The organism is Bacillus sp. PK6-025, assembly GCF_056530265.1.
In genome coordinates, this window is record NZ_CP096509.1 from 3,198,165 (window position 1) to 3,219,960 (window position 21,796).

23 protein-coding genes are annotated in these 21,796 nt (G+C 47.6%); 6 read left to right on the plus strand and 17 right to left on the minus strand.

Translation table 11 applies throughout. The features are described from left to right. Nucleotides 1-174: 174 nt before the first annotated feature. From ytpR to M1D67_RS16345, 3 genes are read right to left on the minus strand one after another with little or no spacing between them, the layout of a single operon-like run. Nucleotides 175-780, minus strand: a complete 606-nt coding sequence (gene ytpR / locus M1D67_RS16335; protein WP_023855515.1) for a YtpR family tRNA-binding protein — start codon at nt 778-780, stop codon at nt 175-177. Between the two features lie 18 nt (nt 781-798). Continuing rightward, a complete protein-coding gene (locus M1D67_RS16340) occupies nt 799-1,608 on the minus strand; it encodes a DUF1444 domain-containing protein (RefSeq protein WP_020452613.1) in 810 nt (269 codons plus the stop codon). Nucleotides 1,609-1,627: 19 nt separating this feature from the next. Beyond that, nucleotides 1,628-1,948: a thioredoxin family protein gene (locus M1D67_RS16345; protein ID WP_003184462.1), complete on the minus strand. Its 321-nt coding sequence runs from the start codon at nt 1,946-1,948 to the stop codon at nt 1,628-1,630. Nucleotides 1,949-2,238: 290 nt separating this feature from the next. Between M1D67_RS16345 and M1D67_RS16350 the strand changes: the two genes are divergently transcribed. After that, nucleotides 2,239-2,685: a YtoQ family protein gene (locus M1D67_RS16350; RefSeq protein ID WP_020452614.1), complete on the plus strand. Its 447-nt coding sequence runs from the start codon at nt 2,239-2,241 to the stop codon at nt 2,683-2,685. A gap of 52 nt (nt 2,686-2,737) precedes the next feature. On the opposite strand, the gene M1D67_RS16355 is transcribed toward M1D67_RS16350, so the two are convergent. Beyond that, on the minus strand, nt 2,738-3,811 hold the full coding sequence (locus tag M1D67_RS16355) for a M42 family metallopeptidase (protein ID WP_020452615.1): 1,074 nt from the start codon (nt 3,809-3,811) through the stop codon (nt 2,738-2,740). Nucleotides 3,812-3,947: 136 nt separating this feature from the next. On the opposite strand from M1D67_RS16355, the gene M1D67_RS16360 reads away from it, so the two are divergent. Beyond that, nucleotides 3,948-4,262: a PepSY domain-containing protein gene (locus M1D67_RS16360; RefSeq protein ID WP_020452616.1), complete on the plus strand. Its 315-nt coding sequence runs from the start codon at nt 3,948-3,950 to the stop codon at nt 4,260-4,262. 36 nt (nt 4,263-4,298) lie between these two features. On the opposite strand, the gene M1D67_RS16365 is transcribed toward M1D67_RS16360, so the two are convergent. The 3 genes from M1D67_RS16365 to trmB all read right to left on the minus strand — a co-directional run bounded on the left by M1D67_RS16365 (nt 4,299) and on the right by trmB (nt 7,648). Next, nucleotides 4,299-5,996, minus strand: coding sequence for an NAD-dependent malic enzyme (locus tag M1D67_RS16365; protein WP_479831393.1), 1,698 nt, complete (start codon nt 5,994-5,996; stop codon nt 4,299-4,301). A gap of 73 nt (nt 5,997-6,069) precedes the next feature. Further along, entirely contained in the window at nt 6,070-6,915 is an 846-nt protein-coding gene (locus M1D67_RS16370) for a YtnP family quorum-quenching lactonase (protein ID WP_146873363.1), read from the minus strand. A gap of 91 nt (nt 6,916-7,006) precedes the next feature. Further along, complete coding sequence (gene trmB, locus M1D67_RS16375; protein ID WP_023855521.1) at nt 7,007-7,648, minus strand: tRNA (guanosine(46)-N7)-methyltransferase TrmB; 642 nt, start codon at nt 7,646-7,648, stop codon at nt 7,007-7,009. Between the two features lie 179 nt (nt 7,649-7,827). Between trmB and M1D67_RS16380 the strand changes: the two genes are divergently transcribed. Then, nucleotides 7,828-8,106: a YtzH-like family protein gene (locus M1D67_RS16380; RefSeq protein ID WP_020452620.1), complete on the plus strand. Its 279-nt coding sequence runs from the start codon at nt 7,828-7,830 to the stop codon at nt 8,104-8,106. Here the strand turns inward: M1D67_RS16380 and M1D67_RS16385 are convergent. From M1D67_RS16385 to thpR, 5 genes are all read right to left on the minus strand, one after another. Further along, nucleotides 8,101-8,904 (minus strand): phosphotransferase family protein, encoded by an 804-nt coding sequence (locus M1D67_RS16385; RefSeq protein ID WP_025810990.1) that lies wholly within the window; start codon nt 8,902-8,904, stop codon nt 8,101-8,103. The two genes, M1D67_RS16380 and M1D67_RS16385, sit on opposite strands and share 6 nt — an antisense overlap. A gap of 188 nt (nt 8,905-9,092) precedes the next feature. Further along, a complete protein-coding gene (pulA, locus tag M1D67_RS16390) occupies nt 9,093-11,225 on the minus strand; it encodes a type I pullulanase (protein ID WP_458117528.1) in 2,133 nt (710 codons plus the stop codon). A 26-nt stretch (nt 11,226-11,251) separates the two neighbouring features. Further along, a complete protein-coding gene (locus M1D67_RS16395; protein ID WP_025810988.1) occupies nt 11,252-12,172 on the minus strand; it encodes a YegS/Rv2252/BmrU family lipid kinase in 921 nt (306 codons plus the stop codon). Between the two features lie 52 nt (nt 12,173-12,224). Next, nucleotides 12,225-13,166, minus strand: a complete 942-nt coding sequence (locus M1D67_RS16400) for a hypothetical protein (RefSeq protein WP_025810987.1) — start codon at nt 13,164-13,166, stop codon at nt 12,225-12,227. Continuing rightward, entirely contained in the window at nt 13,150-13,755 is a 606-nt protein-coding gene (gene thpR / locus M1D67_RS16405; RefSeq protein WP_020452625.1) for an RNA 2',3'-cyclic phosphodiesterase, read from the minus strand. The genes M1D67_RS16400 and thpR overlap by 17 nt, the downstream gene beginning before the upstream one ends. Before the next feature lie 138 nt (nt 13,756-13,893). On the opposite strand from thpR, the gene cysK reads away from it, so the two are divergent. After that, nucleotides 13,894-14,826, plus strand: coding sequence for a cysteine synthase A (gene cysK, locus M1D67_RS16410; RefSeq protein WP_020452626.1), 933 nt, complete (start codon nt 13,894-13,896; stop codon nt 14,824-14,826). 442 nt (nt 14,827-15,268) lie between these two features. Here cysK and M1D67_RS16415 read toward each other — a convergent pair whose 3' ends face one another. Both M1D67_RS16415 and pepV read right to left on the minus strand, forming a co-directional pair. Further along, the gene (locus tag M1D67_RS16415; protein ID WP_025810984.1) at nt 15,269-15,742 is read right to left on the minus strand and encodes a DUF2691 family protein; all 474 of its coding nucleotides are present in this window, start codon (nt 15,740-15,742) and stop codon (nt 15,269-15,271) included. A 16-nt stretch (nt 15,743-15,758) separates the two neighbouring features. Continuing rightward, complete coding sequence (gene pepV / locus M1D67_RS16420; protein ID WP_039072924.1) at nt 15,759-17,150, minus strand: dipeptidase PepV; 1,392 nt, start codon at nt 17,148-17,150, stop codon at nt 15,759-15,761. 107 nt (nt 17,151-17,257) lie between these two features. Here pepV and M1D67_RS16425 point away from each other — a divergent pair, with 107 nt between their 5' ends. Continuing rightward, entirely contained in the window at nt 17,258-18,565 is a 1,308-nt protein-coding gene (locus M1D67_RS16425) for an NCS2 family permease (RefSeq protein ID WP_020452630.1), read from the plus strand. Between the two features lie 20 nt (nt 18,566-18,585). On the opposite strand, the gene M1D67_RS16430 is transcribed toward M1D67_RS16425, so the two are convergent. Beyond that, complete coding sequence (locus M1D67_RS16430; protein WP_479831394.1) at nt 18,586-19,746, minus strand: ABC transporter permease; 1,161 nt, start codon at nt 19,744-19,746, stop codon at nt 18,586-18,588. Further along, nucleotides 19,743-20,450: an ABC transporter ATP-binding protein gene (locus M1D67_RS16435; protein WP_020452632.1), complete on the minus strand. Its 708-nt coding sequence runs from the start codon at nt 20,448-20,450 to the stop codon at nt 19,743-19,745. Before M1D67_RS16435 ends, M1D67_RS16430 begins: the two co-directional genes overlap by 4 nt. Nucleotides 20,451-20,721: 271 nt before the next feature. Here M1D67_RS16435 and M1D67_RS16440 point away from each other — a divergent pair, with 271 nt between their 5' ends. Next, nucleotides 20,722-20,943, plus strand: coding sequence for a DeoR family transcriptional regulator (locus tag M1D67_RS16440; RefSeq protein ID WP_003184500.1), 222 nt, complete (start codon nt 20,722-20,724; stop codon nt 20,941-20,943). A 122-nt stretch (nt 20,944-21,065) separates the two neighbouring features. Here M1D67_RS16440 and M1D67_RS16445 read toward each other — a convergent pair whose 3' ends face one another. Next, the gene (locus tag M1D67_RS16445; protein WP_020452633.1) at nt 21,066-21,788 is read right to left on the minus strand and encodes a pseudouridine synthase; all 723 of its coding nucleotides are present in this window, start codon (nt 21,786-21,788) and stop codon (nt 21,066-21,068) included. Nucleotides 21,789-21,796: the final 8 nt, after the last annotated feature.

Genomic DNA, 21,796 nt, shown 5'->3' on the forward strand with positions numbered 1-21,796 from the left:
TCTCTAACTCCCTTAAATTTTTCGGGGACGGTTTTAAGTATACCACTGCTTCCCCACCCAGAAAAGGACAAGTCCTTCTCATGTGTCCGCCCTCCGAATAAAAAAGCCGCCAAGTTTATCTACCCAGCGGCTTCTTTTTTACATCTATTCGAAAGTTTTGTTCATTTTATGCCGTTAAAATGTAAAAGCTTCTCCTGCTTTACGGCTGTCATCAAGGACAAGAATGCCTTTTTCCTTCGGCGCGTCTGGGAGGTTCAGTTCCTTGGCAGAACAAATCATACCGCTTGACGCCACTCCGCGAAGTTCCGCATCTTTAATAATCATACCGCTCGGCATCACGGCTCCAACTTTGGCTACGACGACTTTTTGGCCGGCTTCAATATTAGGAGCTCCGCAGACGATTTGCAGCGTATCGCTCCCTACATTCACTTTGCAGACACTCAGTTTATCGGCATTCGGATGCTTTTCTTTTTCTTCGACATATCCGACCACAAACTTCGGAGAAAGATCGACGGTCAGCTCATCTTTCAAACCGTTGCGGACCAGGATTTCATTCACATCCTGGACAAAGGATTCGGAAAGCGCAACAGCTCCGCTTTCCTCAATGCTTAAATATGAGGAGACATTAAAAATGTTATAGCCTCCTGTTTCCTTTGTGTCTTTATGAAAAATTTTCACGACGTCTCCGCAGCGCTCAAAAGCGATCTCTTCGCGCGGAATATCGTTCAATGAGATGAGCAGCGTATCGCCTACGCCTTCTGGATTATAAAATGCGTTCATGAGAAAAATTCCTTTCTATCATTTCTTTTTAGGGCGGTTTTTAGCCAGAATAAAGATCGGTTCAAGCTTTCCATCCTCATAAAGGAAAGAAAGCGCAGTGATCGGCACTGTTCCGTTTGCAAAAAAGCTCATCGACATTTGCCCGAGAATATCGTATCCGGCATTGTTGCGGATGTCGGCAATAATCAGCACATCCTGGTGCGGGATTGACACCGCCAGTGTCCCTTCCGCGCTTTTCTCATACTCTGCGAGAATCGATTCGTTCAACACCCTGCTGGCGTCATAGCCGTCATTTGCTCTGAAAAAGTAGAAGTGATTGCCGGCGACTGCGTCTTCTTTGACAACGGTTTGGAGCGAGCGAAGGTTAAAGGAAGCCGTTTCCCGAATCCTTTCCTTTGTCCAGCCCTCTTTTTCCAGCATTTTTTCGTCGATCAGCCGGTATGTGTTGCCAAGGTCGAGCGCGTAGTATATTCGTGTTTCAGCCGTGTGGCCGTCAAAAATCAAGGGAACGCCTGCGCTGGATTTTTCGGGAAAGGAAGTCGAGCGGATGACGGGATAGATGAGACTTTCCCGCCCTTCCATTTCCTGCGACTGGCCTTTCATGGCATTGAGTGCTTCCTCAGTATAATAGACGACTTCGTCAATCGCATCATCTTTTTTCTGCTCCCATTTGGCGATGATCCCCGGGAGTTCGAGTGTAATGCCTTTTCCTGTATTTTTATCCTCGATTCTCAAGGTGTCTTTTTCCCTGTCGAAATGAAAGGACCAGTTGTCATTTTGCAAACGTTTTTTTAATATATCGGAAAGTTTCCTTGACGTCATTTTCATAGAGGAACTCTCCTTTCGGCTACTTATTCAGGGAATCTGTCAAAAATTGCTCGATTTCCTCTTTCGTTTTTCGGTCTTTGCTGACAAAGCGGCTGATTTCGTTTCCTTCTTTAAATACGAGGAAGCTCGGGATTCCGAAAATGTCCCACTCCGCGCACGTATCAATAAATTTGTCACGGTCAACATAATAGAATGTAAATTCCGGATAGTTCGCCTCAAGCTCGGGCAAAAACGGTTCTACAAAACGGCAGTCCGGGCACCAGTCAGCCGAAAACATCAACAAGGATAAATCGTCTTTCACAACTTTTTGCAGTTCTTCATTCGTCTCGATCGTTTTCATCACTCAACGCCTCCAATATATGTTCTTATCATCCATTCGGATCATACCAGACAACCGGCTCCATATCCAGCCTTTTGCTGTCCACCTGCTTTTTTAAAAGATGGACGATTCTTTATGTATCTTACCCGTTTTAAAAAGGGAAAATCTTAACGATCCGATCCTCTTTCATATCATAAGCATAATTTTTTTGCTTTATCAAGCCATTCTCGTTTAACATGGTAAGTAATAGGGTAAAAATATCCGTTAAGGCGCCTTGCGCCGTGATCCCATGACAGTCAGGAGGAGCATGTATGGAATTTATCGTTTATCTTGCCGGAGAAATACATAGCAATTGGCGTGAAGAAGTGAAGGAAAAAGCAAAATCGCTCAAGCTGCCGATCACGTTTGTCGGACCGATGGAAAATCACGACCGCTCCGACAACATCGGTGAAGAAATTATGGGCAAGCAGGCTGATTCGATCGCGAAAGATGATGCAGCCTCGGATTTGAATAATTTTCGAACTTCCGTTTTAATGAACAAAGCGGATGTGGTCATCGCTCTTTTCGGGGAAAAATACAAGCAATGGAACACGGCGATGGATGCTTCATACGCGATTGCCAAAGGCAAGCCGCTGATCATCATCCGTCCTGAGTCACTCCATCATCCGTTAAAAGAACTGTCAAACAAAGCGAACATTACCGTAGAAACTGTCAATCAGGCGATTAAATCGTTGTCGTACGTATTTGAAAGCCGGTAGCTGTATCATCAAAAAGAGACCCTGTGCGTAAAGCGGCACAGGGTCTCTTTGTTCAATCATTTCGCAAAATCGATTGTACGGCAGAACTGTCGCAAGCTTTGACAAGCTTGAGCAGCAATTCTTTTGCAGCAAGGTAGTCATCAACGTGGATAATGGAAGCAGATGTATGGATATATCTTGAACAAATGCCGATCACGGCCGAAGGAACGCCTTCATTTGAGATGTGAACACGACCGGCATCGGTTCCTCCAGGGGAAACAAAATATTGATACGGGATGTCATGAGTCTCTGCCGTATCCAGCACAAAATTTCTCATTTCGCTGTGCGTCACCATCGTCCGGTCGAAAATCCTTAACAACACCCCTTTGCCGAGCTGGCCAAATTGATTTTTGTCGCCGCTCGCATCGTTTGCCGGACTTGCATCAAGCGCGAAAAACAAGTCAGGCTGTATCATATTGGCCGCAGTTTGCGCACCTCTTGTGCCGAGCTCTTCCTGAACGGTCGCGCCTGAGTAAAGCGTGTTCGGAAGTTCTGCTCCTTGCAGTTCTTTCAGCAACTCAATGCTGAGTCCGCAGCCGTAGCGGTTATCCCATGCTTTCGCCATGATCTTCTTTTCATTTGCCATCGGGGTAAACGGACAGATCGGCACGATTTGCTGGCCTGGTTTGACACCGATGCGTTCGGCATCTTCCCTGTCATCCGCACCAATATCAATCATCATGTTTTTGATATCCATTGGACGTCTCCTCTGCTCATCTGTTAAAAGATGAGGAGGCGTGCTCGCGATGACGCCGGGGATCGGCCCGTTGTCCGTATGGATTTCCACCCGCTGAGCCAATAAAACCTGGCTCCACCAGCCGCCCAGTGTTTGAAACCGAAGCAGTCCGTTGTCTGTGATTGATGTCACCATAAATCCCACTTCATCCATATGGCCGGCCACCATAATTTTCGGACTGTCTTCAGGTCCATGTTTAACGCCGAACACGCTTCCCAGTCTGTCCTGGAGGATCTCATCAGCATATTTTTCAAGCTCTTTTTTCATGAAACGGCGGACTAGATGTTCATTTCCCGGGGCGCCGGGGAGCTCCGTCAGCGTTTGAAAAAGCGTTCTCGTTTCCTGATTCATCTGTTTCCCTCTTTTCTTATGTATCTCTCTACATTTTACATAAGTGTGCGATGTGTTTCCAGAAGAGAGCCCATCCTTAACACGGACGGACATGTTCTGTATAATGAAAAAAACAAGCTTTGGAGGTGCTGAAAAGATGAAACTGCGCCATTTTCTTCTTGGGGCCGGCATCGGCATTGCCGCGGCCGTTGTTGTCAAACAATATGTCATGCAGCCTTACATTTCTTCTGAAAAAGCGCTGCGCATCGTCAAGTCCGCTTTTAAACAGAGAGGCCCGATCGACGGTTCATGGATATATACCGTTCCGGAAGCCTATACCGTAAACGGCGAAACCGTCATGGTGTACAAAACAGGCATTACACGTTCTGCTTTCGGAGAGCTTGAACAGTACGAAGTCATGGTTGATGCGAAGACAGGCATGATCGTAGATGTGATTGATACCGCAGCATAGCATCAAAAAAATGCGGCCTGAAATGGCCGCATTTTTTTATATGGCGCGAATCGGCCGGTAGACCGGATGCCACATCGCATCCTGTATAGCTTGAATCACATCGCCCGGCTCATTTTCTGCAACTCCGTCTTTTATGGCTGCTTTAATGACAGCCGTTGCCACTGTTGCGGAAACCGTGCGCAAATCCTCAACCTCCGGAAGGAGCGCTGCGCCGGGCCGTCCGGTGTCAACCATACCCGCGATCGCAGCTGCGCTAGCGTAAAACATGTTGTCCGTAATCAGCCTTGCTTTTGATACGAGCGTTCCGAGACCGAGACCGGGGAATACAAAGGCATTGTTCGCCTGGCCGATCGCATAACGGGTGCCGTTGTAATCGACAGGCGCAAACGGGCTTCCTGTGGCGACGAGCGCCCGCCCTTCCGTCCATTTGATCAAATCTTCTGGTCTTGCTTCAGATAACGGCGTCGGATTGGACATCGGAAATATAGCCGGCCGTTTCACATGCTTTGCCATTTCTTTTACGATTTCTTCTGTAAATGCGCCCGATACAGTAGAGGTTCCAATCAAAATGGTAGGCTGCACTTGTTTTACCACCTCAAGCAGATCGATTGTATCCCCCGGGCCGTTCCGGCTAAAGTCTTTGACCTCGTCGGCAGGCCGTGCATACGGCTTTTGAATGTCCTGCAAGTCGTTCATATCATCTGTCAGCAAACCGTTCCGGTCAACACACCAAAAACGGCGGTATGATTCCTCTTCCGACACCCCCTCTTGAACAAGAGCGGCGCGAATTTGCTCTGCGTTGCCGATCCCGGCCGTCCCCGCTCCGAATATGACCACTTTATGATCTTTTAGGGGCATTTTCGATATTTTGACGGCCGCAAGCACCGCTGCAAGGGTGACTGCTCCTGTGCCTTGAATGTCGTCGTTAAAGGTGCAAATTTTGTCTTTGTATTTTTTTAAAATCTGACGTGCATTTTGCGTTCCGAAATCTTCCCAATGCAGCAAAACGCCCGGAAACGTCTCGGTTGCGATTTGAACGTATTGATCAATAAACGATTCATAACGCTCGCCTCTGATTCTTGAATGCTGATTCCCGACATAAAGCGGATCATTGAGAAGCCTTTCCTGGTTCGTCCCCGCATCAATGACAACGGGAAGGACCCTATTAGGATCGATGCCCGCAGCCGCAGTATAAACGGCAAGCTTTCCGATCGAAATGGCGATGCCTCCGACTCCCCAATCCCCGATTCCGAGAATCCCTTCAGCATCAGTGGCCACAATCAAATCGATCCGGCTTTTTTTAGCGGCCAGATTTTCAAATGCCGTTTTCATGCCTTCAGGGTCATTAACCGACAAAAACAGCCCCCGCGGCTTTCTGTATTCATGGCTGTATTGCTGGATTGCCGTTCCGACAGTCGGGGTATAAACAATCGGCAGCATTTCTGTCATATGGTCGTTCAGAAGCCTGTAGAACAGCACTTCATTTCGGTCATGAAGCGCCGTTAAATAGACGTTTTTGCTCAAGTCATCAGGTTGTGATTGGAACTGTTTATACGCCCGTTTTGCCTGTTCTTCAAGCGTCAGCACCTTGGGAGGAAGCAATCCTGTCAAGCCGAGAGCTTCCCTTTCCTCCGGAGGGAAGGCAACCCCTTTGTTCAGCAGGGGCGTTGCAAGGACTTCAAATCCTCTTAATTGCGTCTCGATCACTTGTTCATTCAGATTATTGTGGCTCACCCGTCGTCTTCCTTTCAAAAGTTAGTTATCCTTAGGATGGATAACTACAAAGCAAACCATTCACCAAAATAGCTTAGCGCCTTTCTCTCTTTACTGACTCTGCAATCTCGCCGTTTTCATCCCATTTTAATGCCCTATAAATGGCGTCATGGTAAAAAATGTACCAGGCGTTTTTCTCGGCGGCTTTCGCCTGCCATGCTTGCTTCGCCGCAATCGATGTCATCGGATAATCGTCGTACGCCAGCACCCAGAGAGGATTCTGATGGGCATGCGTCGGCATAATATCAGCCATATGAAGGGCCGTTTCGCCGGCATCCTCAAGAACGATCACGGAATGACCGTCGCTGTGGCCGCCTGTATGATGCATCGTAATTCCCGGCAAAACTTCGAGCTTCTCATCGAAGGTCCTCACTTGATGCTGAACTGCTTCCCAGTTTTCTTTCCAATATGTATTTTTGGAGCGGATATTCGGATTTCTCATCTCTTCCCATTCGATCGCAGACGTGTAAATCGCTGCATTCGGAAACACGGAAACAAGGCTTTCTCCCTCATAGCGCGTCAATCCGCATGCATGGTCAAAATGGAGATGTGTCATCAGAACGGCGTTGATATCTTCCGTTGAGAGCCCGAGTGCTTTTAACGAGTTAGCAATTGACGATTCTTCGGTGACCCCGTAATTTCGTTTCTGCTTATCCGTCAGTTTGCCGCGTCCGATACCGGAATCGATCAGCAAATTTGTGCCGTCTTTCTGAACAAGTATAGGGTCTGTTCTCAGTTCGATCTGATTTTTCTCATTGACGTCATACTTTTTAGACCAAAGCGGCTTGGGCACAACGCCGAACATGGCGCCTCCGTCCATGTGTGTGACGCCTCCGTTCAGCCATGTCAGCTTGATTCGTCCGATTGTTAAAGTTTCCATGATCATCCCTCCTTCTCCTATCGTAGCAAAAAACGCAACCCGAAGCTTCATTTGAAAGCAAAAAAACAGACCGCCGGAAGCAGTCTGTTTTTTATGTTCGCCATTCAGCTTCTACTCTGTAGATTGGCTGGCCTTTAGCGGCGAACTTTTCTTCGTATTCGGTCATCACGTTTCCTTGAAAATCGCTTTGATGCAGATCAAGGCTGACGAACGTCAAAACGAGTCCGTATTCGGAAAAACTGGTAAGGGAGTACTCAAATAACCCGCGGTTATCGGTTTTGAAATGAATCGCTCCCTTGCCTCCGAGCACCTGCTCATACTTTTTCAAGAACGCTTGATTGGTCAGACGGCGCTTTGCATGGCGTTTTTTCGGCCACGGGTCGGAAAAATTCAAATAGACCCGGTCGACCTCCCCATCTGCAAAAACGTCTGAAAGCATATTGGCATTAATGTTCAAAAGCTTTACATTCGGCGCCTCTGTCTGCTTTACTTTATCAACAGCGGTTACGATGACGCTTTTAAATAATTCGATTCCGATATAGTTTACATCCGGATTTTGCAGGGCCATTCCTGAAATAAATTGCCCTTTTCCGGTTCCTACTTCGATGTGGATCGGGTTGTCATTTCCAAAAATGGAATGCCATTTCCCTTTACATTGAGACGGCTCGCTGATCACAATATGAGAGTTTTCAGCCAGATAGTCATCCGCCCAAGGCTTGTGACGCATTCGCATGTACTACACCTCTATTTGTTATATCGTCTTACAACATACCATGAAATCCCGGAATCCCGCAAGGCCTCTTCCAAAGCAAAAAAGACCGAAGATCGGCCTCCGGGTCTTTCGCGTATAAATTACAGCTTTCTGAACATTTTAATCCATATACTCCGAGAATGAAGGGAAGTGCCAATATTATGGGCTTAAATCAGCAAAATCAGATTCATCTATTAAAAGATATTCTCTCAGACCATCAGGCAGACTGCACCGGAACCGTCGCTGAGTGCGAACAGATGGAGCGGATTATCAAGTCTTTAATGGCAAATACGAATCTTGACGCCGGCCTGAAAGGCGTTCTCGAAGACATTTATTTGTACAGCCAGAGGGGAAAATCGTCCGCTTCAATCAACAGCCACATTCAGGAACACCAGGATCATCTCACACAATGGGTGGAAGATATCGGCTCATTTTCATGAAGCTCCGGCGAGACGCTTCATTAATGCGTGAAGCTGTTCCAGCCCTTGGTGAAAGCCTTCCTGATTGCCTTTCGCTTCTTGCCAGAGTGTTGTCATTGCTTTTTCCGCCAATACGTACCAGGCCATTCTCAGCCTGAGATTGTCCGTTAACGAAGAGCCGTAGCGTTCGAGCCAGCTTCCCCATTCCCGCTCTTCAACGTAATGATAAAGAAGCGGCCCCAGATCGATCGCGGGGTCTGCAATCATCGCTCCATCCCAATCGATTAAATAAAGCTGGTTCTGATCTGTAAGAAGCCAATTGTTATGATTCACATCGCAGTGACAGACGACCTTTTCTCCGGACTGTACATCATCGAGATGGTGCTCCAGATACAAAAGGGCTTGGTCAAGCTGCGGTATCGGATATTGCCGGGCCTGGATAAACTGCTTCAATTGAGTGATTACAGAGTTTGGCTGAAAAGGCTGCTTGCCGAGTCTCTTCAGCATGTCTAAAAGCTCTTTGGAGCTGTGAATTTTCCGAAGCATCTCAGCCACCGCCTGGCTGTTCATATCCTTCGGCTTCAGTTCTCTTCCCTTGAGCCAGTGCTGTGCTGTAATCACATCCCCGTTTTCCATTCGTTTTGTCCAAACGAGCTTAGGAACAATTCCTTCCGCGGACAGGACAGCCAAAAAAGGAGAGCTGTTGCGCTTTAAAAAAAGCTGCTGTCCATTATGTTCTGCATAATATGCGTCTCCTGTAGCTCCTCCTGCGGGGGAAATCTCCCATTCGCTACCTAGTAATTGTCCCAACCAGTTCATATCGATTTTCAACCCATCATTTCATTAAAAGATTTTAAAAAGCATCTGCTCCCTAGAGCGGGCAGCAAACCGCTTGTATTGTCGTCTCTTTATATTCAAATAAAAAGACGGCTATTGAGAGTCATTTGTGCTAAACAATAGCCGTCTTTTAAATTTTAGCGCTAGACGCCAAACTTCGTCAAGCAAAACTAAAAAATCCCTTTTGGTTCGTATAGAACATAGGTTCCGATGCCGTTCAGCCGAAGCCTTTTTTCCGCTTGAACCTTCCCATTGAAGAACGTAAAAGGATCGCAGTGCAGCAAGTACTGTTTCTGGGCGGGCAGCTCAAGCGTTTCCTTTTTTGCAGACGGACAATGCACCACTATGATTTCGTTCCAGGGATCAAATGCTGCAATGTTCTTCAGCTTGTAGGCCGTCACTTCTCCTGTACCGCTCATAAAAGAAAGATGTTCCTTGACTTCCTCCTCTTTTTGCAGACGAAAAGCGGGATGGCTTCTCCGCAGCCTGATCAGCTGGCGCACATATTCGACTTCCTCGCAAAGCTCCGCCCGCTTTTCCCAATCGAGCCTGTTGATGCCATCTCCCGACCTGTAGCTGTTGCTGTCCCCATTCTTTGTTCGGCAAAATTCCTGCCCGGCATGAAGAAATGGAACGCCTTGCGAAAGCAGGACGATCGACAGCGCGAGCCTTTGCCTGAGCCGTTTTGTGCAGGCATCTTCTTCCGAACAGAAGGCCATCTTATCCCAAAACGTATGATTGTCATGGCACTCCGCATAATTGATTGACTGTGGCGGCAGCAAGAATCCCGGTGAGCCGGCAATTCCATGTTGAAGCTCAGCTTTTTTTCCAGTGTCCCCTAAAGCATATCCGCGGTCACCGAGCTCAAATGTACTCCCTTTGACTGCGTTTCTGAACCGATCATTAAAAAAGCCGACCGCCGGAACTTTCCCGGCATTTTGCAATGTTGCTTTTTGCCCGCTTTCAAGCGGGGTATTTAAATCCCAGCCTTCTCCGAACAGGAGCGCGCCCGGCTTCACATTCTCGGCAAGCTTACTGATTTGGCGGACGGTTTCAATATCAAGAATGCCCATTAAATCAAAACGAATTCCGTCGACATCATATTCTTCAAGCCAATAGCGGACAGAATCGAGAATATATTTTCGCACCATCAGCCGCTCAGATGCAATGTCATTTCCGACGCCTGTTCCGTCGGCTGGAAAACCGTATTCATTATGTCTGAAAAAATACCCGGGAACCGTTTTTTCAAAAGGGGATGTTTCCCTCTTGTACACATGATTATATACGGCATCCATGATCACGGAGAAGCCGTGTTTGTGCAGCGTCTGAATCATCGTTTTCAGCTCGGCGATTCTGCTTTTGGGGTTCTGCGGATCGAGCGAATAGCTTCCTTCAGGCGCATTAAAATGAAGAGGGTTATAGCCCCAATTATAGGATTGGTCCGGAGACAGCTCGTCAACTCCGGCAAAATCGTGAAAGGGCAGAACCTCGATATGGGTGACGCCGAGCTCTTTCAAATAGGCAATTCCCGTTGAGAAGCCGCCGGACGTTTCAGTTCCGTCCTCTGTAAAAGCAAGATATTTGCCTTTATGGCGCATACCGCTGTCTTCATGAATCGAAAAATCGCGGATGTGAACCTCATATATAATCGCATCACACGGACTGTGAAGGCTTGGCGCACGGTATTTTTTCACTTTGACTTCCTCAGGATCTATTACAACGCCCTTTTCCCCGTTTACCGTAACAGCTTTCGCATAAGGATCGACTGTCAATAACGGCGTCCCGTTTACATAAAGCTTATATAAATAGGACCAGCCGTTCAGATCGCCTTCGACCGTTACCTCAAAAACACCCTTTTCTCTGCGCATCATTTGAAAAGTATTTGTTTGAAGCAAATCAGGGCTCTCCAGCTTGATCGCTGCCGTACTCGCGGTCGGCGCCCATACCTTAAATAAAGTCCGCTCTTTTGAATAAAAAGCACCGAGACGGCCGTCATAAAAAAAAGCCTTGTCAAACGCCGCACTTCGCGTAACAGAACCAATTTGCAGGTCTGTCCAGACGCTTTCTTCACAGCATACTTTATGAACTCTTCCGAATGGAACGGGGCGGCTGCTTTCGAGAACATACTTGAATTTCTCCTCAAGCTCCTCCGTCGCTTTTACCGAAAGCTCTATCTTCCCTCCTTGATCATCTTCAAGTAGAAAAGGGGGGCTGCAGCTTGAGGCGCGGCTCTTCGGAACTAAAACAGTGATCGTTCTCATTTCATCGAGATAAGCTTCAAAGGGGCGGCTGATACCCGGCATCTCAGTCTCTCCTTCATTCGAAAGATTTATGCTCTTAACCGAAGAGATTCGGTCCCTGTTTTGATGAAAACGGGCGCCCAGCCGATCACCTCTCCATCCGCTTGAAAGAGCACCCGCTCATTCGTATGAAAATAAATTTCTTTCGTCTTAAACGCCGTAACACCGTTTTTACCGATGTGTTTGCCGAATATCATTGCAAACAAGAGGCCGGCTTTTTTCAATACGGAGCGGTCTTCAATAATGATCACGTCTAAAAACTCATCCCGCGGATTCGCGTTCGGTGCAATCTTCATGTCTCCGCCATAGTAGGGGTGATTTGAAACCGACGCAAACCAGATTTTTTTAAACGTACGCTTGTCATCCCCGTTCTCATACGAAAGAACAAACGGTTTAAACGTAAACGCCGTAACAAAGAAAATCAGCGGCTGAATCAAATGATTCAGCCTGAGAGCAGCCGTCCATTTCGGCAAAGCAGTCATCTTTTTGACGGCGCAGGCATCAAATCCTAGGCTGAGATGATTGGCAAAATAGAGTTCGTTTTCACTGTCTTTCGTATGAAAGCTTCCGAGGGCATAGGTCCGGGTCAGCGATTGCCCTTTTCGCTTCATTTCTTTAATGACATTCGATTTTTTCACGGCAAAGCCGCGTTTAAAATCATTATTTAAGCCCGACGGGATGACGCTCAGCTGAATATCCCGCAAGCTGACTAAGCCGTTGAGCACTTCATGGACGGTTCCGTCCCCGCCGATCACCAGCAGACGCTTCAGCCTGTCATCCTGCATCGTTGATATTTGCCTTGCCAACACTTCAGCATGCCCGGGATGCTGGGTCATAAATGAGCGGTACGATATATTTGCCTTTTGAAGGTCTTTCTGCAATGATTTCCATACTCTGAAGGCCGTCGCATTTCCCGCCTTTGGATTTATGATGATATACCAATCGCTCATGATTCCATTCTCCATTTTATAGTATGAAAAAGCCGGGATAACGTTCTGGCGGTCAGCTCAGCCATTCCTGTCTCCGCATCGAGTCGGAGACGCCGTGCGACAACAGAATTTTCGCCGTTTTCAGCTGCTGGCTTTTAATCGGGGCGAAGTTCTTTTGCTGCTTCTCCAGCCACTCTTTCCAGTGTCTTTTGTCGCAAATGCCGATTCCGTAAGGAGGTTCCGGATAATCGATATACGATGTCCGGCTGACAACAACTTTGCGCACAGGCAGTTCAATTCCCGATCCCTTTAACAAGCCGGAAAGAACCGTGCCTGTCCTGAGAAGCTCAACAGCCGGATTTAACAGTGACCGTTCCCTTCCCCTTACCGTTTTTTCTTTCCAAAAACGATCTTTGGAACCGATAAATGCGCTGTCCTTCTCGCCTTCGAGAAATGATATACAGTAGATCTCAAGAGGTGTGAGAATCAAGACGCTGAGCTCTACCGCAGCCTGATTTACCTGCAGCACCGGCCGATACATGATGAAATATGAATCCGGCAGCTGCTGTGCCAAAATGTGCAGGATTTTATCGCTTTTTATTTCCCGGGAAAGCCTGGATATGTCAGAGATTGTCGAGCTTGCCCATTTCAGCTGAAACTCGTACACGTATTCTTTGAAAAACGACACGAGTTCCTCCCGTGCCGCAGGAATTCTTGCAATCAAGCTTTCATCCGTTTCTCCGTCCAGTCCGTTAAACCATTCATCGGCTTCTTTTCCTTTATTAATATCGGATGCTTCTTTCTTTCTCTTTAATGTAAATGTCTTCTTTCTTTTTCCGACCGTTTCATCATCGGCGGCTTCTTTATCGTAATGAAGGCTGTCTTTCTTTTTCTCAGCCATCTCTTTAATTGACTGCCAGCGCTGCTTTTTCAAGCGGATAAACTGGTTGATATAATGATAAGGATCCTGTTCATACCTTGAAATGCAGTCCTGTATTTTAATAATCTGTGCCATCTGCGTTCATCTCCGAATCCTGCTTTTCTGCAGCCGGCCGTTCACCGAAATGGAAAACGGCTTGATGCTCATATTTGGGAAGCCTGTCTAAATGAGTTTGAAAGATGGTGAAATGCCCGGCCGTAAAAGACACCGCGTCTTCAAGAGGCTCCAGGCGGCCGTTAAAAGAAGCCGATCCATTCCACTTTCTAGCAACCGTCATATGTGGATGAAAAGGCCGTTTTTCAATTTCAAATCCCGCCGCATCTGCAGCATGCTTCACCCGTTCCCTCACGTGAAAGAGAGCGTCTGAGTATTCCGGTTCCGCATGAAGAATTCTCGGCTCGGACGGCTTGCCGAAGGTTCCGAAACGTTTCAAGGCAATCTGAAACGGAGCCGTCTCAGCGGAGATCAGCTTGAGGCTGTCAGCAAGCATAGCCAGCTGCTCTTCTTCAGCGGAGCCGAGGAACACGAGGGTGATGTGATAGTCCAAAGGATGCACCCATCTATGAAAAGAAAATTCCGGACGGCTGCTGACTGTTCGATAAAGCGGCTCACTAAGCTCCGCCGGAATTGGAATTCCAATAAAGTAATGCGGTTTGACTGACATATGTATGGCTTCCTCCTCATTCGTCTTCTCTATATTTTAACAAAAAATATAAGGACTTATAACCTCTCTATTTTCCACTTTCCGAGGCCTTATGATAGGATAATGACAGAATCATGTTTTTAGAAAGGGTGCACAGCCGTGAAAGCCGTTCACAATATTGCAGAATTAATCGGGGAAACGCCCCTTGTCAAGTTGAACCGCGTTCAGCCCGAAAACGCAGCCCAAGTTTATATCAAGCTTGAATCTTTTAATCCGAGCGGAAGCGTGAAAGACCGCGCGGCCTACCAAATGATTGTGGATGCCGAAGAAAAAGGCCTGCTGAAACCGGGTTCAACCATCATCGAACCGACGAGCGGAAACACCGGCATCGGCCTTGCGATGAACGCAGCGGCAAGGGGCTACAAAGCCATTCTTGTTATGCCTGATACGATGACAAAAGAGCGGATCAACCTTCTGAAAGCGTACGGTGCTGAGGTCGTCCTGACGCCGGGGGATGAAAGGATGCCGGGCAGCATCAAAAAAGCGCAGGAGCTTGCTCGGGAAATCCCGGGCAGCTTTATTCCGATGCAGTTTGATAATGAAGCCAATCCGGAGGCTCACCGGAGATCAACCGCTCTGGAAATTGCCCGGGCAATAGAAGAAATCGGCAAACCACTTGCCGCATTTGTTGCAACAGCAGGAACAGGGGGAACGATTACCGGAACAGGCGAAAAGCTGAAAGCGTTATTTCCGGGGATAACCGTTCATGTGGCAGAACCTGCAGGGTCGCCTGTTTTATCCGGGGGCAAACCGGGAAAGCACAAGCTTGTCGGGACAAGTCCGGGATTTATTCCAAACATTTTAAACGAAAACGTCTATGACGAAATCTTAAAGATCAAGGACGAAGAAGCCTATGAGATGACGCGCAGATTGGCGCGGGAAGAAGGAATCCTTGTCGGCCCTTCTTCTGGGGCCGCTTGCTTCGCCGCTGTTGAAACAGCTAAGAAGCTCCCTCCCGACAAAGTGGTCGTCTGTATGACAGCCGATACAGGAGAACGCTATTTATCAAGCGATTTATTTCAATTTGATTAAGAGAGAAAAGCCTGGTTTCTGTTGTGAAATCAGGCTCAGATTGTTGAAAAAATCCCAAAGCCAAGAGACGTTTTGGGATTTTTTCATCTTTTTAGCGTGAACCGCAACCCTTGCAGTCTAGGAAGGCCGAGCATTGGAGCTGGTTTTCACAGGATTGTGATGACGGCAGTGTTCAGGTAGGACGACGCCTGCTCCGTTAGCCGCCGTTTCTCTTTTGTTCGTGAGCACCGACTTAGCAGGCCTGACAACGAATGCGAGGGTCTGCCGACACGGAAAGAAGCGGATAAAACGCCCGTAACCGAAAAAGAACAAAAAATAAAATGAATAAAACCGTTTCCTCACATGCAGCAATTCCTTTTCCTGCTTCAAAAAGCCCCTCTCCTGAAAACAGCAATGTTTAACAGCAAAAAAGCCGCTCTAGAGAGCGGCCGTCTTCGTTATGCTACACATACATTCCTGTCCTGGCATCGTTGTGATCCGTTATATATTCAATCCGCTTGAAACCGCAGTCCTTTGCATTTTGATATAGAAGCTCCAGTTTTTTTTGATCTTTGCAGTATATCGTGACAAAACTCGAATCGGCTGTAAGCACAATCAGCTCGCAGCTGCTTTTCATATATGATTCATATGTGCTGACATCTTCAGGATGGCCATCCTTCGGAAAAGCCTTCAGATCGGCGAAGATGAGATAGTACCTTGCGTCTTCCAGCCTTTTTTTAAATGCTTCTCCTGTCATCACCTGCGGATCTTGAGGAAAAAGATTTTCATCTGACAATTCACCGTTTTCCACGAGATAGCATTCGCCATCGGCAAGCAGCCAATTGAAATCGGCCGGTTCAACCGGCTTCAGCATATCGAGAAGAAAGCGCCCGTACCCGTTCGGGATTTCAAATAAAACGCCTCGCTTATGACTCATGTCATCACTCTCTTTGCTACTTCGCCAATTCATAAATGGCCTGTGCATATATCGATACAGCCTTCAGCAGATCATCAATTTCCATATACTCGTCTTTCTGATGGGCAACGTCGGGACGGCCTGGAAACAGCGGTCCAAATGCCACGCCGGCTTCCAGTGACCGTGCATATGTCGCCCCTCCGATCGAAATTAATTGTGCCGTTTCCCCTGTCTGCTCCTCATAGACCCGCTGCAGCGTTTGGATCAGCTTATGGTCTTTTGCTACATGATGGGGCTTGCTGTCTTTAAAGCTCACCAGCCGGGCGCCCTTTATTTGCGAAAGCCCGGATTTCACCCGATCGCTCTCTTCAGTCACAGGATAGCGGATGTTAATATGGGCTTCTCCGCCTTTTTCCTGTTCATACTGCAGCCGGCCGACATTCAACGTCAGCTCTCCGCTGATGTCATCGCGGCAGCCGATGCCGATTTTTTCCCCTCTCGTATCTCCGGCAAAAGCCCCGCTAACCGTTTGAACAAACTGGAGCCCGGCTCTGTCAAGGGATTGGGTGTGTAAAAACTCGGACAAAATGAGGCCGGCATTGACACCGTTATTAGGCTCCATGGCGTGAGCTGATTTGCCGTACACGGTTAATGTCAGTCTGCCGTCTTCTTGAAGAATACGCCCTTCTGCGCGCTTTTCTTTTACAAACCGGACAAATGACTCTTCAAATCCTGATGGGGCAGACCCCTCCAGGACGGCTTCGGCGTCATCAGGCACCATGTTCAGACGCCGGCCGGACCGGAAAGTCTCCAATGTTAAGTCCGCACCTGTTTCCGCTTGATCAGTTTCAATTTTTAAAGCCGCGTCAATCAGGCCTTTTTCCGCATAGATAATCGGAAAATCAGCATCAGGCGCAAAACCAGCCGAAGGCATCTCTTCGTGTTTAAAATAATGCTCCACACAGCGCCAGTCGCTTTCTTCATCAGTGCCGATAATCATTCTGATTCGCTTTGATAATGGGAGGCCGGAGTCTTTGACAATTTTTAATGCATGATACGCGGCCATTGTCGGCCCTTTATCATCAAGCGCTCCCCTTGCATAGATGCGGCCGTCTCTAATTTCTGCAGCAAACGGATCGCTCGTCCAGCCATCTCCGGGCGGAACGACATCAATATGGCAAAGCACGCCGATGATCTCCTCGCCTTTCCCCCATTCGATATGGCCTGCATACCCGTCAAGATTTTTGACCGTAAATCCGCTTTCTTCCCCTTTATTCAAAAGCGCTGTCAGGCATTCTTGAATTCCTTTTCCAAACGGCCGACCCGGACCCGCCGTCTCTTCATCAAGGACGCTGTTGATTTTTAAAAAACCTTGAATATCCTCTACGATCTCATTCCGTCTTTTTGACACTTCCTGTTCCCAGTTCATAATTTCGCCCCTTCTTTTTTCAGTTTAGCCAAAAACCCTTGCAAAAACACCCGATAACGAATAATATAGATATTGTTTTGCTATAATGTTCGTTATTGGAGGAAATGATGTTTAACATAAAAGAAAACCAAACCACAGTCAAAAAAGAAATCCTCGCCGGTATTACAACCTTCTTTACAATGGTTTATATCGTCGTGGTCAACCCTAGTATCCTATCCGGTACAGGCGTCCCGTTTGATCAAGTGTTCACTGCCACAATCATTGCTGCCGTCGTCGGAACGCTTTGGATGGCGCTTTCCGCCAACTTTCCGATCGCGATTGCACCCGGGATGGGGCTGAATGCGTATTTTGCAGTGTCAGTCGTCGGCTCGTCCAACGGCGAAATTTCTTACCAGACAGCGTTCAGCGCTGTTTTCGCGGCCGGCATCCTCTTTATTATCTTATCGCTAACACCTCTTAGAAAACAACTGATCGAAGCCATTCCGGCTAATCTAAAATACGGGATTACCGCCGGAATCGGCTTGTTTATCGCTTTTGTCGGTCTGAGAGGAGCCGGAATCATTACCGCCAATGAATCCAATTTGGTCGGACTCGGCAATCTGCACTCGCCCGGAGTGATCCTGGCACTAATCGGCTTGGCTTTCTCCGTCGTTTTGATGGTCATGAATGTGAACGGCGCTCTATTTTTCGGTATGATCTTAACCGGCCTGATCGCCTTTTTTACCGGCCAGCTTGAGTTTACCAAAGGGATTCTGTCAATGCCTCATCTGCCGGAAAAACTGATCGTCACAAACCCTTTCGCCGCTTTTGGAGATGTCGTCCACTACGGCCTTTATTCGGTTGTCTTCTCGTTCCTGCTCGTCACGATTTTTGATACGACAGGAACGATGATCGGTGTCGCCGAACAAGCCGGACTCATGAAAAACAACAAACTGCCGAATGCAAGAAAAGCCCTTCTTGCCGATTCGACAGCGACGACGATCGGCGCAATGTTCGGGACAAGCCCGACGACCGCTTATATCGAATCATCCGCAGGGGTGGCCGCAGGCGGAAGAACAGGGCTTACGTCTTTAACAGTCGCTGTGCTTTTCGGAGCGGCGCTGTTTTTCAGCCCGCTTGTGAGCGCGGTCTCCGGGATCTCGGCGATTACGTCGCCGGCATTGATCATTGTAGGAAGCATGATGATCGGCGCTGTCACCAACATTCGCTGGAAAGAGCTTGACGAAGCATTCCCGGCCTTTCTCGTCATTTTGACAATGCCGCTGACATCATCTATTGCGACAGGCATTTCCCTCGGGTTTATTTCTTATCCGATTGTCAAAGCCGCGAAAGGCAAATGGCGCGAAATTCATCCGCTTGTCTTCGTGTTTGCCGTTCTCTTTTTCATACACCTCTTCTTTTTGGAAGGGCATTAAACGACTGAACCCCGTCTTTTTTAAAAAGACGGGGTTTTCAGCATCAGGCTGAGCGCGATGACGAGGCAGCACCAGATTAACCCCGGATAGAAAAACCAGTCAATGGAATTCCGCCTGGCTTCATAAAAAGCGTCGCTTTCTTTGTCTGCCCCCAGCAAAAAAACGCGTTCCATCACCTTGTCAAAATGGACGGACAACAGACTTCGATAAGCGAAGGCAAAAACCAGGAGAGCGCCCGCTTTCATCCAGATCGGTCCAACCATGATCAGCGCCGTAAAAATGCCGATCATTTGCATAAGCTGTCTTTTATAGTCCGGATGGCGCAGCATCACTTTAAAAAAGATTTCCTTAAGGCCATTTTGCACTGTACGGGCTTTAAAGATGTTCCGAGATTTTTTAAAGAACAGCCGCGGCCTTTTTGCCCCTCGTTTCCCCTGCTTCGGCACGCTTCCATCCAGGTTCAGCGACAGGAAAAATTTTGCGAGTCTCAGCTTTCTTCTGTTATCAAATTCAACCTCTTCATAAAATAGATACATGTTGCCGAGAGTGCCGCAGGCGATCTTCAGCGCGGCCGCAGACAGCACCATGCCGCTCAAGATTACAACCGGCCAGGAAAACAACAAAACAACTGCACAAGCCGACAGCCACACGAAAAAGATCAGTCCGGCGTTCAGCACCCGGTGTTTCAGCTTGTACTGCCATCCGATGTTCCGCCTCTTCAAGACGGTGATCAAGGAATTGAGACAGAAATAAAAAAAGAATACGGCGAGACAAGCGGGCAGTTCAATCCCAAATTGTCTGACGAACAGAGGAGTAAACACGGCCGCCGCCAACAGCCATTTGCAAAACTGGATAAACAGACAATATAAATAGCCGCACCTTTTCATGTCCAGCACGAGTGTCTTTTTTTGCAACAAATAAAGCTGATCAGCTTCCATTAAAAATGTCCTCACAGACCCAAACAGCGTAAAAACGGCCGGAGCAAGCACAATCAATCCGGCCTGCCATCCGTTATCAAACGACCCTCCATTCAGCCATTTGATATATTGATAAACGCCGATTCCAGCCGCAGGCAGTACAATATACAGCGCAACCGTCCAATCGATGACCAGTTTGATGATCCGGAGCTGATAAAGACAGTCCGCTTTCAGCCTGCTGATAAACAGAGCCCGGCCGCTCATGCGGGCGCACCTTTTACAGCAAAGTAAAAGCAGTCAAGCAGCGAGCCACCCGAAAGGCCGGTTTTCTCCTGCAGCTCTTCGAGCGTACCTTCCAGCATCAGACGGCCATTTGAAATCAGCAAAAAACGGTCACAGATCTTCTCGGCGGTATCCAGCACATGCGTACAAAGCAAAATACCCGCTCCCCGCTTCTGCTCTTCTTTCAGCATATCCAAAAAGAGGCGGCTTGCGATCGGATCGAGCCCGATAAACGGTTCATCGATAATATATAGATCAGGCTGCATGAGAAAAGCATGGATCAGCATCAGCTTTTGCTGCATCCCTTTCGAAAAGCTCCCCGGATAATCATGAAGCGCATGCTCCAGCGAGAATCGCTCGATGAGCCGATTCGCCCTCGGCAAAAACGAGGACTCGTCCTCCTGCAAAAACGTCCCTAAAGCCGTGATATGCTCCCATAAAGTCAATTCGTCGTAAAAACTGGGCTGTTCAGGTATGTATGCATAGTTTGACGTTTCAGCCCATTCAACCTGCCCGGCCATATGCCTTGTTAAACCGAGTATCGTTTTAATTGTCGTGCTTTTCCCCGCTCCATTCGGTCCGATTAATCCGACAAGCTCGCCTTCCCCCACAGTAAACGATATATTTTCGATCGCCGATTCCTTTTCTTCATAACCGGATTTTTCAATATGCACTTTTAATTTCATTATCTTTACCACCTCTCTTTTACTACGTATGAAGCTAGAAAAAGTTTAAAATTTTTTTGGCAAAAAAACGTGATCGTACTGCATGTTCTGCTCACGATTTTCATTTTTTCATTAATTTGGCTCCGGCTTTTTTCTGGATATTTGGCAAAGAGATCGTGTATAATATTTATTGATCATTTTCAAGAAATGGTCGCTAACCGTCCATGCTGCATTTTGGAGTCGTAAGTTGTGGTAGTCAAGTCCATTCGATCATACGATAGGGAGTGGTTGTTTGAAACCTTCAACAAACCGAATGCTAACCAGGATCAAATCAGTATACATGTTCATTCAAGAAAAAGGACTCGTTACAACCCAGGAACTGGTTGATGAATTTGGCACTACACCGAGAACAATCCAGCGTGATCTGAATGTGTTGGCATACAACGATCTAGTACACAGCCCCAGCAGAGGCAAATGGGAGACTACAAGAAAAAAAGTGAAAATCTCCTCATAGTAATATTCTGAAAAATTGAACTTTAGCGCTGAATATCATATAGGACAGCCATCAAACATAAAAAGCATCAAACCCGATGAAGTTTGATGCCCCATAAACCAGCTCTACAGGCACTCGACGAATCAGAGTGTCTTTTTGTTTTGCAATGCGGCAAGCTCGTGCTCAGAGAGCTCTCTGTATTCCCCCGGCAAAAGCTCTCCATCAAGATCGACATCCCCCATTTTCAGCCGCTTTAAATAGATGACGTCACGGCCGACCGCCTTCAGCATTCTTTTAACCTGATGAAATTTTCCTTCCGTTATTGTCAAAAGCAGACGTTCCACGCCGTTTTTGCTTGCCAAAAGCGACGCTTCAGCCGGTTTTGTGACATATCCTTCACCGATATCGACCCCTTTTTCAAGCTGATCGAGAGCCGCCTGATCAATCGGCTTATCGACATGTACTTCATACGTTTTAGGCACGTGTTTTTTCGGCGATAAAAGCTGGTGTGCCAACTGGCCGTCATTCGTTAAAAGCAGCAGCCCCTCGGTATCCTTGTCAAGCCTTCCGACCGGAAACGGCTCAAACCTCAACAGCTCCGGATCGAGCAAATCAACAACCGTTTCCTGGCGGCTGTCTTCTGTCGCTGACAGCACGCCTTGCGGCTTGTTCATCATCAAGTAAATAAATTCCTGATAAACGACGGGTTCGCCGTAAACCGTGATGTCGTCTGATTCCGGGTCTACATGCTCTTTTGCGTCTTTGATCAGTTGATCATTCACGCGTACCGCCCCGTTTTTCAGCATTTTTTTGACTTCTTTTCTCGAACCGTAGCCGCTGTTTGACAACAGTTTATCCAATCTCATGAAGACAC